Source organism: Qipengyuania sp. YIM B01966 (genome assembly GCF_016461955.1).
GTDB lineage: Bacteria > Pseudomonadota > Alphaproteobacteria > Sphingomonadales > Sphingomonadaceae > QFOP01.
On record NZ_JADMNM010000001.1, the window covers coordinates 502,569 to 517,080 of the forward strand.

Genomic DNA, 14,512 nt, shown 5'->3' on the forward strand with positions numbered 1-14,512 from the left:
CGCTCTAGGCGCGGCGCCGCCGCATGGCAAGCAGCAGCGCGGCCAGCAGCGCCGCCGCCAGGCCAAGCGGCAGCGCGTTGCCCAGCCGGGCAAACAGGGTAGCTGGCAGAGCAGGCGGTACCCATCCGTCCACCCGTGCCGCGCGGCCTCGACCGATATGTTCGCGCACCACGCCGCGCGCGTCGATTACCGCACTGATTCCGGTGGTGGTGGCGCGCAGCACGGGAAGCCCTTCCTCGATCGCGCGCATCCGCGCCTGCGCCAGATGCTGTGGCGGGCCCCAGGCGCCGAACCAGCCATCATTGGACGGGTTGAAGAGGTAATCGGGGCGGTTCGCGCGATCGACTACTTGCCCCGAAAAGACGATTTCGTAGCAGATCTGCATCCCGGCCCGCCCCCACGGCCCCAGGTCGAGCGTTTGCGGCCCCGGCCCAGGAATGAAGTCGAGCGTTCCGGCCACCAGCCGCGACAGGCCCAGCGGGGCGAGGATGGAGCGCAAAGGCAGATATTCCCCGCCCGGGACCAGATGCGCCTTGGCATAGGAGCCGGCAAATTGCCCTTCATGCGTCAGCGCAGTGACCGAATTATACGCCCCGACCGCGCGCCCGTTCTGCACCTCCAGATCGACCGCCCCGGTCAGCAGCAGGCTGCCCGCGCCAATTGTCTGGCCGATCCGCCAGCGCGCATAACGCGGGTCGCCGCCCGCGGTCATGCGGTCATAATAGATTTGCGGATAGCCATCGCGCAGGAAATCGGGGACGGCCGATTCCGGCCACAGCACCAGTCGGAGGCCTTCATCACGGCGCGGCGAGGTCAGGGCGGCGATAGTGCCAAACTGGCTTTCAAACTTCGCCGGATCGTCGATCTCTTCTTGCCGCAGATTGGGCTGCACCAGAGAATAGGCGACCGCTCCGGGGGCCGCGGGCGGCGAAGGCCAATACATGCCTGCGGCGAGCAGCAATGTCGCCACTGCCAGGCGAAGACGCCGTCCCTGCGCGGCCAGCGCAGCAAGCCCCGTGCCGAGCGCAACCACGAGGCCGGAAAGACCATAGGTGCCGAGCCAGGGCAGCAAGGCAGCTAGGCCGGGCCGGTCCCAGCCGCCCAGCAGGCTCAGCCCGAGCGGGGCCCACGCATAGCCGGTGAAGACCCAGCTTCTCAGCCATTCGGTTAGCACCCACAGCGCCGCAAGCGCCAAGCCGGTGGTCACCAGGCCGCGCCGTCCTGCCACAAACGCCGCACCGGCCGCCGCCATCGCCGGATACAGCGCCAGGAACGCCGCCAGCCCGATCACCGCCACCCAGCCGAGCGCGGCGGGCATCTGAGCCTGATAGGTAAATGCGGTCGCGATCCAGTTATTGGTCAGCGCGAAATGGGTGAACCCGAACGCCCAGCCAAGCCCGAACGCGGCACGCGGACGCGGCGCTCGTGTTATCAGCCAGACCAGTGCGGCAACCGCCAGCAATGTCGCCGGCCACAAGGCCAGCGGGGGAAAGCCGCATGCGGCCAGCAGGCCGCACAACGCCGCCGCGAGGTGCGACCGGGTGGCAGCAAGCGCGCTTAACCGCGCTGGCAGGGCGCGGGATCGGGGTGTGTCGAGCGGCACCATGATGCGCGGGCGGTAAACAGGCGAGCAGACCGCGCGCGCCGTTCAGCCGACCGCGCTGAGCGGCGCGTCATCGCCTTCATCACCGTGGCCAACCTCGCCAGTGTCGGCCGCCTGTTCGTCAACCGTCAGTTTGCGGCGGCGACGCGGCGCGGCGCGCGGGGCGGGCATATCGTCGCCATCCGCATCACCGTCCTCATCGGGTGCCATGCCGGTCTGGATCGCGGGCGGAAGGATCGCCGCGTCGAACGCCGGGGCGTTATCTTCGGCAGCGGCCGCACGCGGGCGGCGCCTGCGCGGGGCCGCCGCGCGGCTGCGCGGTTCGTCGCGCAGGAACGGATTACCCGCATCCTCGCCGCTCTCGGCCTCGTCCTGCTCGCCAGTGGACGCTACGGGGCGCTCGGGCCGGCGCGGGGTCCGCGCCTGATCCTCGGCCTGCTCGCGCTGCCGGCGGGACGCACCGCGCGCTTCGCCCTCATCCTCGCCGTCGCTCTGATCGTAGCCCCCGTCGAAGCGGTTTTCGTAACGATTGTCGTCGCGCTCGTCGCGGGCGAAATCGCGTTCGCCGCGCTCGCGCTGACCGTCGCGGCCATCGTCGCGCCGGCCGCGCTGCTCGTCCTGCCGCGCCTTGTTATCGGCGATCACGCGAAAATAATGATCAGCAAACTGGAGGTAATATTCCGCCTGAACCCGGTCGCCATTATGCGCCGCGTCCTGCGCCAGCTTCTTGTACTTATCGAGCATCTGCGGCGCATTGCCGCGCGAACGACTGTCGATCCGGTTAAGCTGGCCGCCGCCGCCCTGCTGGCGATTGTTGCCACGACCGCGCCGGCGATTGTTGTTGTTCCGGTTATTGTTGTTCAAGGGAAGCGTCTTCCTCAATCGGGACTGGCCGGGCACACTGCCCGCAGTCGCATGACCCCTTTCCGCCCCTGCACATGCAGGTCGCGGTGTCCCAAGCTGCCGTCGCACCATCCGTCCACTCAACCGGTGCATTGCAATGTGGGAGCCAGGCCTGACCGCCATTAAGCGAGTGCGCCACTTGGCGGGGGCCTTGGCCTCATCGGGTAAAGCCTTGCGTCTCTCTTGCCAAGCAAAAACCGGCAATGGCCTCGCGCTATCCCCGGCTTGTGCCGGCTCTTTGCAGCGCAACCGCCCGGTCACGGCCGGCGAGATCGGGCAGAATCTGGCCGGCAAAACCCGCCTCCCGGGCCAACGTCTTGACCGCTGCCCCTTGAGTTGCCCCGATCTCGAGCACGACCCACCCAGCGGGTGCCAGCAAGCTGCCAAGTTGGGAAATGAGCACGCGATAATCGGCCAGCCCGTCCTCACCGGCGAACAGCGCGGCATAGGGCTCGTAATCCCGCACCTCACGGCTCAGCGCGGCGTGCGCTTCAACATAGGGCGGATTGGTGATGATCAGGTCGAACGGGGCGAGCCCGTCCTTCCAGCCGGGCTGGGTCCAGTCTGCGCGGCGCAGCGCCGCCCGATCGTCCAGCGCGAGATTTGCGGCATTGGCGGCTGCCACCGCGAGCGCTTCGGCCGAGGCATCGATGCCGATACCGCTCCATCCCGGCCGCTCGGCCAGCAAGGTCAGCAGCAGCGCGCCAGAGCCGGTGCCGCAATCGAGCACCCGGCCCGCGCGGTCCATCCGCGCCAGCGCCGCAGTGACCACGCTTTCGCTATCGGCGCGCGGGATCAGCACGGCCGGGCTGACCGCGAATGGCCGCCCGTAAAACTCCTGCACCCCGGTGATATACGCCACCGGCTCGCTCGCCAGACGGCGCTTGATCAAGGCCGCAAAATTGGCCGGCACCGGGTCCGCCATGCGGTTGAGCAGCAGCGTGCCGCGCGTGCACCCCAGCGCATTCGCCAGCAGCAACTCCGCATCGAGCCGCGCCGTGTCGCTGACGGGCGCAAGCCGCTCAGCGGCCTCGCGGAGGGCCTGAGCCGCCCTCACCACCGAGGGCCTGGGGGCTTAGCCATCCATCGCCGCCAGCCGCTTGGCCTGATCTTCGGCAATCAACGCATCGACCAGCTCGCCCAGCCCCGGCCCGGCGAGGATCTCGGGCAGCTTGTGCAGCGTCAGCCCGATGCGGTGATCGGTGACGCGGCCTTGCGGGAAATTATAGGTGCGAATGCGTTCCGACCGGTCGCCGCTGCCGACCATCGCTTTCCGGGCCTCAGCCTCGGCGCCCTGCGCCGCCTCGCGCTGGGCTTCGAACAGGCGGGCGCGCAGCACCTGCATCGCCTTGTCCTTGTTTTTGTGCTGGCTGCGCCCGTCCTGGCAGGTGACCACCGTGCCGGTTGGCAGATGCGTGATCCTGACCGCGCTGTCGGTGGTGTTCACGTGCTGTCCGCCGGCGCCGGACGCGCGATAGACGTCGATCTTGAGGTCCTTGTCGTCAATCTGGACATCGACCTCGTCCGGTTCGGGCAGCACCGCCACGGTCGCCGCGCTGGTATGGATGCGCCCGCCGCTCTCGGTCACCGGCACGCGCTGGACGCGGTGGACCCCGCTTTCGAATTTGAGGCGCGCAAACACGCCGCTTCCGGTGATCTGCGCGACAACTTCCTTGAAGCCCCCGATATCGCTGGCATTGGCGCTGACCAGTTCGAAGCGCCAACCCTGTTCGGCGGCAAAGCGTTCGTACATCCGGGTCAGATCGGCGGCGAACAGCGCCGCCTCATCGCCGCCGGTGCCGGCGCGCACTTCGAGCATGGCGGAGCGGCTGTCGGCGCTGTCGCGCGGCAGCATGGCAATCGCGAGCTCGCGCTCGCGCTCGGGCAATTGGGCGCGCAAGGTGGCCAGTTCCTCTTCCGCCATTGCGCGATATTCAGGGAGGGCGAGCATCTCGCCGAGCGCCGCGACCTCCTCGCGCATCGCGGCGACTAACGCGGCGGCTTTGGCGACCGGCTCAAGCTCGGCATAATCACGGCTGGCGGCAACAAAGGCCTCGCCTTCGAGCGTGCCGGACGCCAGCCGCGCCTCGATCTCGGCAAAGCGATGCGCGATCTGGTCAAGACGTTCGGCGGTGATGGTCAAGGAACCACCGTTTCCAATAGTGCCCTGATTTTGTGCTCGGCTTCTGCGTCGGCCAATGTACGAAAAGACGGGACCGCAACGCCGTTATGCATGTCGGTCACGACCACCGTCCGGGGCTTCAGCTTGATGACTTTGTCATAGCGCTTGCGAGGGGAACCGCTGGCAATCAACTCGGCAGAGAACCCGTTCGCTCGAACTATGCCGATAAGTTTGACGGCGAAGCTCAGCGCCCCGTCGTCTTCGACGACGAAACCCACGTCGGGGCCTACGTCCGCTGGCGCGCCCACCAGCATCGCCAGCCGCTCGATCCCCGCCGCCCAGCCGACCGCAGGCGTCGCCGGGCCGCCGAGGCTTTCCATCAGCCCGTCATAGCGGCCGCCGCCCAGCATGGTGCCCTGCGCGCCCAGCCGGTCGGTGACGAATTCGAACGCGGTGTGGCGGTAATAATCGAGCCCGCGGACAAGCGCCGTGTTGCGCGTCCAGGCGACACCCGCCGCGTCCAGCCCTGCGGTGACGTTGCCGAAAAAGTCCTGCGCTTCGCCGCTCAGAAAATCGTCAATCTGCGGCGCATCCGCCACGAAGGCCTTGTCGCGCGGATCCTTGCTATCGAGGATCCGCAGCGGGTTCTTCTCCAGCCGCTCCTGCGAATCTTCGCTCAGGTCGGCGGCCACATCGCGGAAATAGGCGACCAGCGCAGCACGCCACGCCTCGCGGCTGTCGGCATCGCCGAGCGTGTTAAGCTGGAGCGTTACCCCGTCAGCGATGCCCAGTTCCTTCAGCAGCTGGTCGGCCATGGCGAGCAATTCGACATCGGCCTGCGGCTCGCCCGCGCCGATGATCTCCGCATCGAGCTGGTGAAACTGGCGATACCGGCCCTTCTGCGGGCGCTCGTACCGGAACAACGGGCCGTGCGTGGCGAGCTTCAACGGCGCATATTGCTGCCAGCCATTGGTGAGATAGGCGCGCGCGATGCCCGCGGTGAATTCGGGCCTAAGCGTCAGCGATTCGCCGCCGCGATCCTCGAACGAATACATCTCTTTCGAGACGACATCGGTGGTTTCCCCGATCGAACGGGCAAACACCTCGGTGCGCTCGAATACCGGCATCTCCACCCGGCGGAAGCGATACAGCTTGCGGACCCGCTCGAAGGTTTCGACGACATGAGCGAAGGCATCGGCCTCGGGCCCGAAAATGTCCTGGGTGCCGCGAATGGCCTGAGGGGTGCTGGTGGTCATGGCGGGCGGGCGCTTAGCGCGAAAGCACCACCGACGCCAAGCACGACCGATTTTTGCCGCTCATTTCGTTGCAGTGCAACATTCGGCCCGCTATGGGCGCTGGCCATGCGTATCGACAAAATCCCGGTCGGCGACAATCCGCCGCATAACCTCAATGTCATCATCGAAGTGCCCACCGGCGGCGAGCCGGTGAAGTACGAATTCGACAAGGACAGCGGCGCGCTGTTTGTCGACCGCATCCTGCACACGCCGATGCGCTATCCGGCCAATTACGGCTTCATCCCGCACACTTTATCAGACGATGGCGACCCGCTGGACGCGCTGGTGATCAGCCGCAGCCCGTTCATCGCCGGCTGCGTCGTGCGCGCCCGCCCGATCGGCGTGCTCCATCTGGAAGACGAACATGGCGGCGACGAAAAGCTGGTCTGCGTGCCGGTGGACACGACCTTTCCCTATTATTCCGATGTGGCCGAAACGAAGGATCTGCCCTCGATCATCTTTTCGCAGATCGAGCACTTCTTCACCCACTACAAGGATCTTGAAGCCGAAAAATGGGTCCGCGTCGGCCATTGGGGCGACGCTGCGGAAGCGCAGCGCATCGTGATCGAAAGCATCGAGCGGGCGCAGGCGAAAGGCGGGGCGTAGCAGGACCGCAGAGATGCGGGCCGAACTTGTCATCGACCGACTGACGCCAGGCGACATTCCCGCCGCAATGGCGATCCAGACGCTTGCTCACTCGCCTGAACTGGTCGAACCGCCCGAAGTGCTTGCCAATCGAGCGCAACTCCCCTCGTCTTGTTCGCTGGCCGCCTGGCACGATGACGAGATGGTCGGCTACCTTATCGCGCATGGCTGGGCGGCGGATACGCCCCCACCCCTTGGCAGGTTGGTCGAACCGGCAGCCGAAGACGAGGTGCTGTTCCTCCACGATCTGGCAGTGGCGCCAGCCGGGCGCGGCTTGCGGATCAGCGGGCTGCTGGTCGAACAGGCCACTACGCTGGCGGTTCAGGCTGGTCTTTGCCGGGCGCAATTGATCGCGGTCGCCGGCGCTGCGCCCTATTGGCAGGGGCTGGGATTTGCCGCGCAACCGGTGTCCCCCGCGATGCGCGAAAAGCTGGCGCTTTATGGTTCGAATGCGGTGTGGATGGGGCGCGATCTACTCGGCTGAGACGGTTGGCAGTTGGCTTAGAATAAGGGCTATTCTACCGGGCATCCGTCGTCGAGCAGATCCTTATCCTCGCTGCCGCCGGCCCGCCGCTCCCGCTCGACCATTTCGGCGATTTCGCTCTCGGGTTTGACATCGGCGGGAGAGCGAGGCGCCTCGATCGACCCGGCTGGCGTTTTGGGAGGAGGGGCAGGGTCGGGCGCGTCGCCGCTGCGAGGGCGGGCGTCCTCCACGCCCGACAGGGGCAGCGGGCTGGTGCGCGGGTCGATGCGCAGGCGGTAGATCGGTTCGGGCAGGCCGAAGCCGGCGGCCTCGAGCCCCTCTTTCACGGCGATGATTGCCTGGCTCTTCGATTTGAACCAGTCCGCTTCGGTCTGGTCGATCCATGCCAGATAGCGGATGGCGATCGCCGAATCGCCCACCTCGACAATCCGCGCGCCGGGTTCGGGCTGATTGAGCACGAAGGGGAGTGCCTTGAGCAGCTCGATCCCCCGCGCCATCGCATCTTGCAAATTCTCGTCGGCATCCACGCCCAGAACAAAGTCGAACCGGCGTTGCGGGTTGCGGGTGTAGTTGGTGATCACCGCCTTGAACACTTGGCCATTCGGGATGCGCAGGTGATTGCCGTCGAGGGTCATCAGCACGGTCGCCCGCGTGGTCAGACGGATAACGCGCCCTTCCAGGTCGCCGATCAGCACGTGGTCGTTGGCGCGGAACGGCTGACGCAGGCTGAGCATCAGCGAGGCGACGTGATTTTCCACCGTCTCGCGCATTGCGAAACCCAGCGCGATGCCGATTACCCCCGCCCCGCCCAGCACCGCGCCGAGCAAAGCGGTCGCCCCGATCATGTCGAGCGCCACCACCACCCCGCCAATGATGAAGGCAAAGCGGATCAGGCTTGCGATTAGATCGGCCAGAAAGGGGTTGCGGGCAAACCGGCTGGCTTTGCTAACCAACCGGGCCAGCAGATAGCCGGCCGCAATGATCGCCACCGCTACCGCCAGCGCGAGCGCCAGCACCGGCAGAGCGCGCACAATCCCGTCGAGCTTACCCTGCAGCCCGCTGAGCGTCGCAAGGCTGCTGTCCACCGAGAGATCACGTTCAAGTCGGTTTTCGATTGTCACCACGCCTGAGACGCGGCCGGCGATGGCCTCGGCGCGGGCAATGTCCTGTTCCGCAGGGACCAGCCCCGACAGTTTCACCACGCCTTGCTCGACCGCCACATCGACACCGGCAAAGGCGGGCAGTTCGGCAAAGATGCCCCTGATGCGCCCCTCTATCCGGCCATCCGCACCATTATCGACGATATTGTCGATCTGCGGGCCAGCCGCATCGTCGACAGCAGCGCTCTCGGTGGCGGTGGCGGGAACGAGTGCCTGGGCCGGTACCCCGGCGCCCAGCAACAGGATCGACGCGACGAGGGCCAGGGCGGCGCGGAGCACCCCTTATTCGCTGCCGAACAGCAGCCGGAATAGCAATGTCAGCGCCAGCGGCAGGGCGATTGCCATCAGCCACAGCAGCGTCTGATCGCGGCGGAAGGCACCACGCAGCGCCGGATCGGCGGCTGCGCTGTCGGACAGGCCGAGCCAGCGGCGTTCGAACCAGCGGCAGGCGGGGATGATCGCGGCCACCAGCACGCCGAGCGCGAAATAGGGCAGCAACGAACTCATCCCTTCGCGCAGGGCATGGACGGTGACGAAGATCTGCAGCCCGGTATAGACCAGCAGCGCATAGGCGACATTGTCGCTCATCGCGCGGCGCCAGTCGCGCGCGCGGCGGCCGGTTCCTGCCCGTGCGATCGCGAAACCGTGCCCCCGGTCCGTGGCGGCGCCCCCCGGTGCCTCGCCCATTCACGCTCTCCTCTCTTGTCCTGCGACAGGTTATTCCAAATCCGCGGCGTGGGCGCAAGCATCACGGGATGCCCCGTCCCGCGCGCGGACAATCCCGGCTGCTCAGGTCATGCAATTGGTGGGCCAAAATGCGCGCTTTCGTCGAATCCGGGGGTTCAAAGGCAAGCGCGCGGTGCTAGGGACGCGGCTGTCATGGCTGCGCTGCACGATCCCGCCCTGCCCACAACCGGCGCCGACGGCGGCGCCCATGCCGATGCGCTGGCGCCGATCCCGCAGGGCGGGCTGGAGGTGATCTCGATCGCCAAGAGCTACGACAAGCGCGCTGTGCTGACCGATATCTCGCTATCGGTCGGCAAGGGCGAGGTGTTTGGCCTGCTGGGCCCCAATGGCGCGGGCAAGACGACGTGCTTCTATTCGATCATGGGTCTGGTGCGCCCCGATGCCGGGCGCATCCTGATGGACGGGGTCGATGTGACCCGCCTGCCGATGTATCGCCGCGCGATCCTCGGGCTCGGCTATTTGCCCCAGGAAACCAGCATCTTTCGCGGAATGACGGTCGAGCAGAACATCAATTGCGTGCTCGAACTGAATGAACCCGACGAGCAGACCCGCGCCGCCGAGCTGGAGCGGTTGCTCGACGAATTCGGCCTCACCCGGCTGCGCGCCAGCCCGGCAATGGCGCTGTCCGGCGGCGAGCGGCGCCGCGCCGAAATCGCCCGCGCGCTGGCGGCCAAACCCTCGATCATGCTGCTTGACGAGCCGTTTGCCGGGATCGACCCGCTGTCGATCGGCGACATCCGCGATCTGGTGAAGGATCTGAAAGCGCGCGGCATCGGCGTGCTGATCACCGACCACAATGTCCGCGAAACGCTCGATATCGTCGATCGCGCCTGCATCATCTATGGCGGGCAGGTGCTGTTTGCGGGCACACCCGAAGCGCTGGTTGCGGACGAGGATGTGCGCCGGCTCTATCTCGGCGAAAGCTTCACGCTGTAGCTGGTGCCCGGTGCCGACACCCTCCCCGTCGGGGCGTAACCTATGATGGCGTTGGGCCCGCGCCTCGACCTTCGGCAATCGCAATCGCTGGTGATGACGCCGCAATTGCAGCAGGCGATCAAGCTGCTGGCGGCATCTAACCTCGAGCTGGAAACCTATCTGGCTGCCGCGCTGGAGGCCAATCCGCTACTTGAAATCGGTGAACCCGCGGACCTGCCGGCAGATCCGCCGCCGACCGCCGATCCGCCGGAGCCGGCTGCCGACGCTGCGGGGGGCGGCGAGTCTGCGCTCGATATCGATCCCGCCGCGCTCGACCGCGACCGCGATACCGGGGATTGGAGCGCCGGGGGCGGCGGCACTGGGGAGGACGGCCCGGCCATTGACCAGCGCGGTGCCAGCGAAGGCCCGACGCTGGCCGAACATCTGCTCGCGCAGGTCGGCCCGGCGGCTGGCGACGCGCGCGAGGAAGCGATTGTCCGCCATCTGATCGGCCAACTTGACGAGGCCGGCTACCTCGTCGGCCCATTGCGCGACGCGGCGGACGCGCTGGGCGTGCCGCTGGCCGAAGCCGAGCGCGCGCTGACGGTGGTCCAGTCGCTCGAACCGACGGGCGTGGGCGCGCGCAGCCTCGGCGAATGTCTGGCGCTGCAGGCGCGCGAGGCTGATCGTTACGATCCGTGCATGGCGCGGCTGATCGACAATCTCGATCTGCTCGGCCGGGGCGAAATCGCGCGGCTCAAACGGATGTGCGATGTCGATGACGAGGATTTTGCCGAAATGCTGGCGGAACTGCGCGGCTATGATCCCAAGCCGGGCCTGGCCTTTGGCACCGGCGGGGCGGGCGCGGCGGTGGTCCCCGATGTGCTGATCAACCCCGCTCCGGCGGGCGAGCATGGCTGGGACATCGCGCTCAATCAGGCGACACTGCCCCGGCTGGTGGTCAACCGCCAATATTACGCAGAACTGCGGAGCGGGACCGCCCATCGCGAGGTGGGCAAGGCCGCGCACAGCTGGCTGCGCGAGCGGCTGGCCGACGCCAACTGGCTGATCCGCGCGCTCGACCAGCGGCAGCGCACGATCCTCAAGGTGGCGACCGAGATCGTCCGCCAGCAGGAAGGCTTCTTCAGGAAGGGCGTATCCGAACTACGCCCGCTGACCTTGCGCGCGGTGGCCGAGGCGGTGTCGCTCCATGAAAGCACCGTCAGCCGGGTGACCAGCAACAAATATCTCGCCTGCCCGCGCGGTACGTTCGAACTCAAATATTTCTTCTCCAGCGGCGTGGCCCGCACGGGTGAGATGGCGGGCGAGGGCGGCGCCGGAGCCAGCGCCGAGGCGGTCAAGGCCGCGATCCGCACGCTGATTGAGGCCGAGCCTGCCAGCGCCATCCTGTCGGATGACGCGCTGGTGGATCTGCTGCGTGCGCAGGGCTTCGACCTCGCCCGCCGGACGGTCGCTAAATATCGCGAGGCGATAGGCATCGGCAGCTCGGTGCAGCGCCGCCGCGCGCGCAAGCTGGCGGCGCTGTGAAGCCCTCAGGCCGGCGCGACTCGGCAGACAACCGCCCTTTACGCGTTATTAACCTTTTCCCTTCACACCTTGTGTGGTTAATGAGCGTCAAGACCTCGTCCGACGGGAAACGGGCCGGTCCGGGGCAATAGGGGGGAAGCGGCCATGCGCGTGCTGTTGATCGAAGACGAGCCGACCACGGCCAAGGCCATCGAGCTGATGCTCACCACCGAAGGGTTCAACGTCTATACGACGGACCTCGGGGAAGAAGGCCTGGATCTGGGCAAGCTGTATGATTACGATATCATCCTGCTCGACCTCAACCTGCCCGACATGCATGGCTATGACGTGCTGAAGAAGCTCCGCGTTGCCAAGGTGCAGACGCCGGTGATGGTCCTGTCGGGCATTTCCGAAATGGATTCCAAGCTGCGCAGCTTCGGCTTCGGCGCCGACGATTACGTGACCAAGCCGTTCCACCGCGACGAGCTGGTCGCCCGCATCTATGCCGTGGTCCGCCGCAGCAAGGGGCACAGCCAGTCGGTCATCCGCACCGGCAAGCTGGCGGTCAACCTTGATGCCAAGACGGTCGAAGTCGATGGCGCCCGCGTCCATCTGACCGGCAAGGAATATGCGATGCTCGAGCTGCTGTCGCTGCGCAAGGGCACCACGTTGACCAAGGAAATGTTCCTCAACCACCTCTATGGCGGGATGGACGAACCCGAACTCAAGATCATCGACGTGTTCATCTGCAAGCTGCGCAAGAAACTGGCGCTGGCCTGCGGCGGCGAAAACTACATCGAAACCGTCTGGGGCCGCGGCTACGTGCTGCGCGATCCCGACGAACAGGCCGAAGCGGCGTAAGCGGCTTCGGACGGCATGGTCCCGCCGCTCAAATCTCGGGGCGGCACGGTACGTTCGCGGCCAACCAATCCTGTTCGGCAACGGCTGGAACGCTTTCGGCAACAAATGGACGTGTTTCTCCAGACCGGATGACGAGGACCCGGATTGGCGTATCATTGCCCCTGTTCGCAGCGGCGCGGCCAGGGCGGTAGCGGATGGTCGCCATGCTGTTATCGAAATCGCCGAGCCGCGCATTATCCGCCGCGGCCGCCGCAGCGGTAATTTCAGCCTGCGTCGTCCATGACCCACGGATCATCCGCGCACTACCATCGCGGATTTCAAAAGCCCGATAGAACATGCGGCCAAAGTAATCCTGCAAGAACGCCCCCGAATGGCTCCAATCCGTTTCCGCTGTACCGAGTGGCAGGCGCACGGTGGTGACATCACAAGAGAATTCGGGATTGTTAGCGAATGGTACGACAGCCTGCTCGCCGGCAGAGCGTATCCGCCGTCCGGGAGGGTTGAAACCACCGCCGGGCAGGCTGATCGAGCGGTCATCGCCAGAGGCCGTCCAGTCAATCTCCTGCGTGCCGGTGATTTTCAGGATGCTGGCCCTTGCCGTCTGGTCATAGGTCCAGCGGACATCTTCGACTGCGACCCATCCGCCCGCTGCGGCGTTTTGCGTGAACGCTTCGGCGAGCTGGGCCCGGGGCAGGGATGACAAGGCCTCGTGCTCGCGCAGCCCCTCAATCCCCCGCACGATGGTCGTGCGCACCACGCGGGCGGGCACGTCGAAACCGGCGCTGGCATCGATATCGTGCAGGGTGATCGACTGGGGCAGTGCGGGCGTCGCGAATGTTCGCAACTCAAGCCCCGCCCCCTCGGCCCGCAGCGGAAGCACCGCACGGTACGGAATGACCGGTTCGGTCGCGGCGCCGGCCACTGCGGGCAAGGTTCCGTCGAGCCAATAGATCTCCGTACCAATCGTGGCGCGGACCAGCACGTGATCGAACAATCCCGGTGCAGGAAGCCGGCCGGACATCCCGTCATCCATGCCGGCATTGGACACCAGCACCGCTTCAGCAGGGATCGCCAGTTCGGCCAGAAGCGCCAGCAACAGGGCAGTCTTGCCTTTGCAATCGCCATAGCGCCGTTGCCATGTTTCGTCCGCCGTCGCCGGGATCAGATTGCCGGCATCCAGCCCGACAAAGATATAGCGGACCTGCCCCTGGATCAGTTCCAGCGCGGCGCGCATCTGCGCCTCGCGATCACTGTGCGTCGCCGCAATCCGCGCGGCCTCCTGCTTCACGGCGGAACCGGCGGGCAGTGCACTCGCCCGGGTGAACAGCGGGGCGAACTTGCGCGAGACATCCTGCCAGCTGGCAAAATCACTATATTCAACCACCCGGCGCCAATGGAACCGGCCGGGCGCATCGGCGATGGGCGGCTGCGGCGCGACATCGTCAAGCTGGATCCGCCAGCCTTGCGGGGTGCGCGTGGCGGCCTCGGCCAAACCCTGCGGCGCGCGGATGGTCGGTTCCTGCCCCGCGGTCCAGCTGATGCCAAGCGCCAGCCGGCCCGGCGGCGGGGTCGGGGCGACAAACAGCAGGCCGGCCGAATCCGCGCCCATGGTCGGATCGTTGCGCGCAGTGGTGTAAGACAGTTCCAATTCGTCACCGACCCGCAGATCTGGTACCCGCAGGGTCGCAGTGAGCTTGCCGTCGAGCCAGGCCGCCTCAAGCTGGTCCTCGCGGCGCAATACCTCGAATGTCGCCTGGTCGAGCACGTCGATCGCCTGGTCGCCGCGGTGGATGGCCAACGCATGGATCACCGGACGCCCGGCAGCCGGGTTCCATTCGATCCGGATGTTGCCCAGTGACAGCGCGGCGGCATGGGCGATCCTTGCACGTATCGCCATGAACTCGTGTTGCCCGGTGTCGTCCAGATGGACCTGGACGTCCTGCCGACGGAGAAACACCGCCCCGTCCTGTTCGGCCGGCACATCGCGCAACGGTGACAGTACAGCCCAGCTCGGGGCGGGTCCGCGTGCCGGGGGCGCAGCCTCGGCCGGTTCCCGCTGTTGCCCCCGCTGGGCAGGGCGCTGTGCGTGGGCCGGTGCAATCGCGGCAATGATGACAAGGCCGGCGCCAGCAGCCAGCGCAGCATTCCTGATCTTCATCCTACCCCCCTGATTTTGCACGCTATTCTACCGCCCCGGACCGCTTTGTCTAGATGAGGCGCACGTTTAGGGGCACTTTCCTAGCGCACACC

At 66.5% G+C, this 14,512-nt stretch carries 13 protein-coding genes; 5 read left to right on the forward strand and 8 right to left on the reverse strand.

Annotated features, from left to right (window positions below):
* Positions 1-4: 4 nt before the first annotated feature.
* The 5 genes from lnt to hisS form a co-directional block, all read right to left on the reverse strand.
* Positions 5-1,606: an apolipoprotein N-acyltransferase gene (gene lnt / locus ILT46_RS02555; RefSeq protein ID WP_199503027.1), complete on the reverse strand. Its 1,602-nt coding sequence runs from the start codon at positions 1,604-1,606 to the stop codon at positions 5-7.
* A 42-nt stretch (positions 1,607-1,648) separates the two neighbouring features.
* Positions 1,649-2,467, reverse strand: a complete 819-nt coding sequence (locus ILT46_RS02560; protein ID WP_233396900.1) for a DUF4167 domain-containing protein — start codon at positions 2,465-2,467, stop codon at positions 1,649-1,651.
* Between the two features lie 253 nt (positions 2,468-2,720).
* The gene (prmC, locus tag ILT46_RS02565) at positions 2,721-3,563 is read right to left on the reverse strand and encodes a peptide chain release factor N(5)-glutamine methyltransferase (RefSeq protein WP_199503028.1); all 843 of its coding nucleotides are present in this window, start codon (positions 3,561-3,563) and stop codon (positions 2,721-2,723) included.
* Between the two features lie 18 nt (positions 3,564-3,581).
* The gene (gene prfA, locus ILT46_RS02570) at positions 3,582-4,649 is read right to left on the reverse strand and encodes a peptide chain release factor 1 (protein ID WP_199503029.1); all 1,068 of its coding nucleotides are present in this window, start codon (positions 4,647-4,649) and stop codon (positions 3,582-3,584) included.
* Entirely contained in the window at positions 4,646-5,884 is a 1,239-nt protein-coding gene (hisS, locus tag ILT46_RS02575) for a histidine--tRNA ligase (protein WP_199503030.1), read from the reverse strand. The genes prfA and hisS overlap by 4 nt, the downstream gene beginning before the upstream one ends.
* A gap of 105 nt (positions 5,885-5,989) precedes the next feature.
* Between hisS and ppa the strand changes: the two genes are divergently transcribed.
* Positions 5,990-6,529 (forward strand): inorganic diphosphatase, encoded by a 540-nt coding sequence (ppa, locus tag ILT46_RS02580; RefSeq protein ID WP_199503031.1) that lies wholly within the window; start codon positions 5,990-5,992, stop codon positions 6,527-6,529.
* Positions 6,530-6,542: 13 nt separating this feature from the next.
* Positions 6,543-7,052, forward strand: a complete 510-nt coding sequence (locus ILT46_RS02585; protein ID WP_199503032.1) for a GNAT family N-acetyltransferase — start codon at positions 6,543-6,545, stop codon at positions 7,050-7,052.
* A 29-nt stretch (positions 7,053-7,081) separates the two neighbouring features.
* On the opposite strand, the gene ILT46_RS02590 is transcribed toward ILT46_RS02585, so the two are convergent.
* On the reverse strand, positions 7,082-8,491 hold the full coding sequence (locus ILT46_RS02590) for a mechanosensitive ion channel domain-containing protein (RefSeq protein WP_370592296.1): 1,410 nt from the start codon (positions 8,489-8,491) through the stop codon (positions 7,082-7,084).
* 3 nt (positions 8,492-8,494) lie between these two features.
* Positions 8,495-8,899, reverse strand: a complete 405-nt coding sequence (locus ILT46_RS02595; RefSeq protein ID WP_370592297.1) for a hypothetical protein — start codon at positions 8,897-8,899, stop codon at positions 8,495-8,497.
* 192 nt (positions 8,900-9,091) lie between these two features.
* On the opposite strand from ILT46_RS02595, the gene lptB reads away from it, so the two are divergent.
* From lptB to ctrA, 3 genes are all read left to right on the forward strand, one after another.
* Positions 9,092-9,895, forward strand: a complete 804-nt coding sequence (gene lptB / locus ILT46_RS02600) for an LPS export ABC transporter ATP-binding protein (protein WP_199503033.1) — start codon at positions 9,092-9,094, stop codon at positions 9,893-9,895.
* A gap of 45 nt (positions 9,896-9,940) precedes the next feature.
* The gene (gene rpoN, locus ILT46_RS02605; protein ID WP_199503114.1) at positions 9,941-11,422 is read left to right on the forward strand and encodes an RNA polymerase factor sigma-54; all 1,482 of its coding nucleotides are present in this window, start codon (positions 9,941-9,943) and stop codon (positions 11,420-11,422) included.
* A 144-nt stretch (positions 11,423-11,566) separates the two neighbouring features.
* Positions 11,567-12,262 (forward strand): response regulator transcription factor CtrA, encoded by a 696-nt coding sequence (gene ctrA / locus ILT46_RS02610; protein ID WP_199503034.1) that lies wholly within the window; start codon positions 11,567-11,569, stop codon positions 12,260-12,262.
* A gap of 28 nt (positions 12,263-12,290) precedes the next feature.
* On the opposite strand, the gene ILT46_RS02615 is transcribed toward ctrA, so the two are convergent.
* Positions 12,291-14,420, reverse strand: coding sequence for a DUF3857 domain-containing protein (locus ILT46_RS02615; protein WP_199503035.1), 2,130 nt, complete (start codon positions 14,418-14,420; stop codon positions 12,291-12,293).
* Positions 14,421-14,512 lie beyond the last annotated feature (92 nt).

What these genes read in the sequence shown, in the direction of transcription:
- ILT46_RS02595 (WP_370592297.1), bottom strand. Translation starts at nt 8,899, where the DNA reads ATGGGCGAGGCACCGGGGGGCGCCGCCACGGACCGGGGGCACGGTTTC.
- hisS (WP_199503030.1), bottom strand. Translation starts at nt 5,884, where the DNA reads ATGACCACCAGCACCCCTCAGGCCATTCGCGGCACCCAGGACATTTTC.
- ILT46_RS02615 (WP_199503035.1), bottom strand. Translation starts at nt 14,420, where the DNA reads ATGAAGATCAGGAATGCTGCGCTGGCTGCTGGCGCCGGCCTTGTCATC.
- lptB (WP_199503033.1), top strand. Translation starts at nt 9,092, where the DNA reads ATGGCTGCGCTGCACGATCCCGCCCTGCCCACAACCGGCGCCGACGGC.
- ILT46_RS02585 (WP_199503032.1), top strand. Translation starts at nt 6,543, where the DNA reads ATGCGGGCCGAACTTGTCATCGACCGACTGACGCCAGGCGACATTCCC.
- ctrA (WP_199503034.1), top strand. Translation starts at nt 11,567, where the DNA reads ATGCGCGTGCTGTTGATCGAAGACGAGCCGACCACGGCCAAGGCCATC.
- rpoN (WP_199503114.1), top strand. Translation starts at nt 9,941, where the DNA reads ATGGCGTTGGGCCCGCGCCTCGACCTTCGGCAATCGCAATCGCTGGTG.
- lnt (WP_199503027.1), bottom strand. Translation starts at nt 1,606, where the DNA reads ATGGTGCCGCTCGACACACCCCGATCCCGCGCCCTGCCAGCGCGGTTA.
- ppa (WP_199503031.1), top strand. Translation starts at nt 5,990, where the DNA reads ATGCGTATCGACAAAATCCCGGTCGGCGACAATCCGCCGCATAACCTC.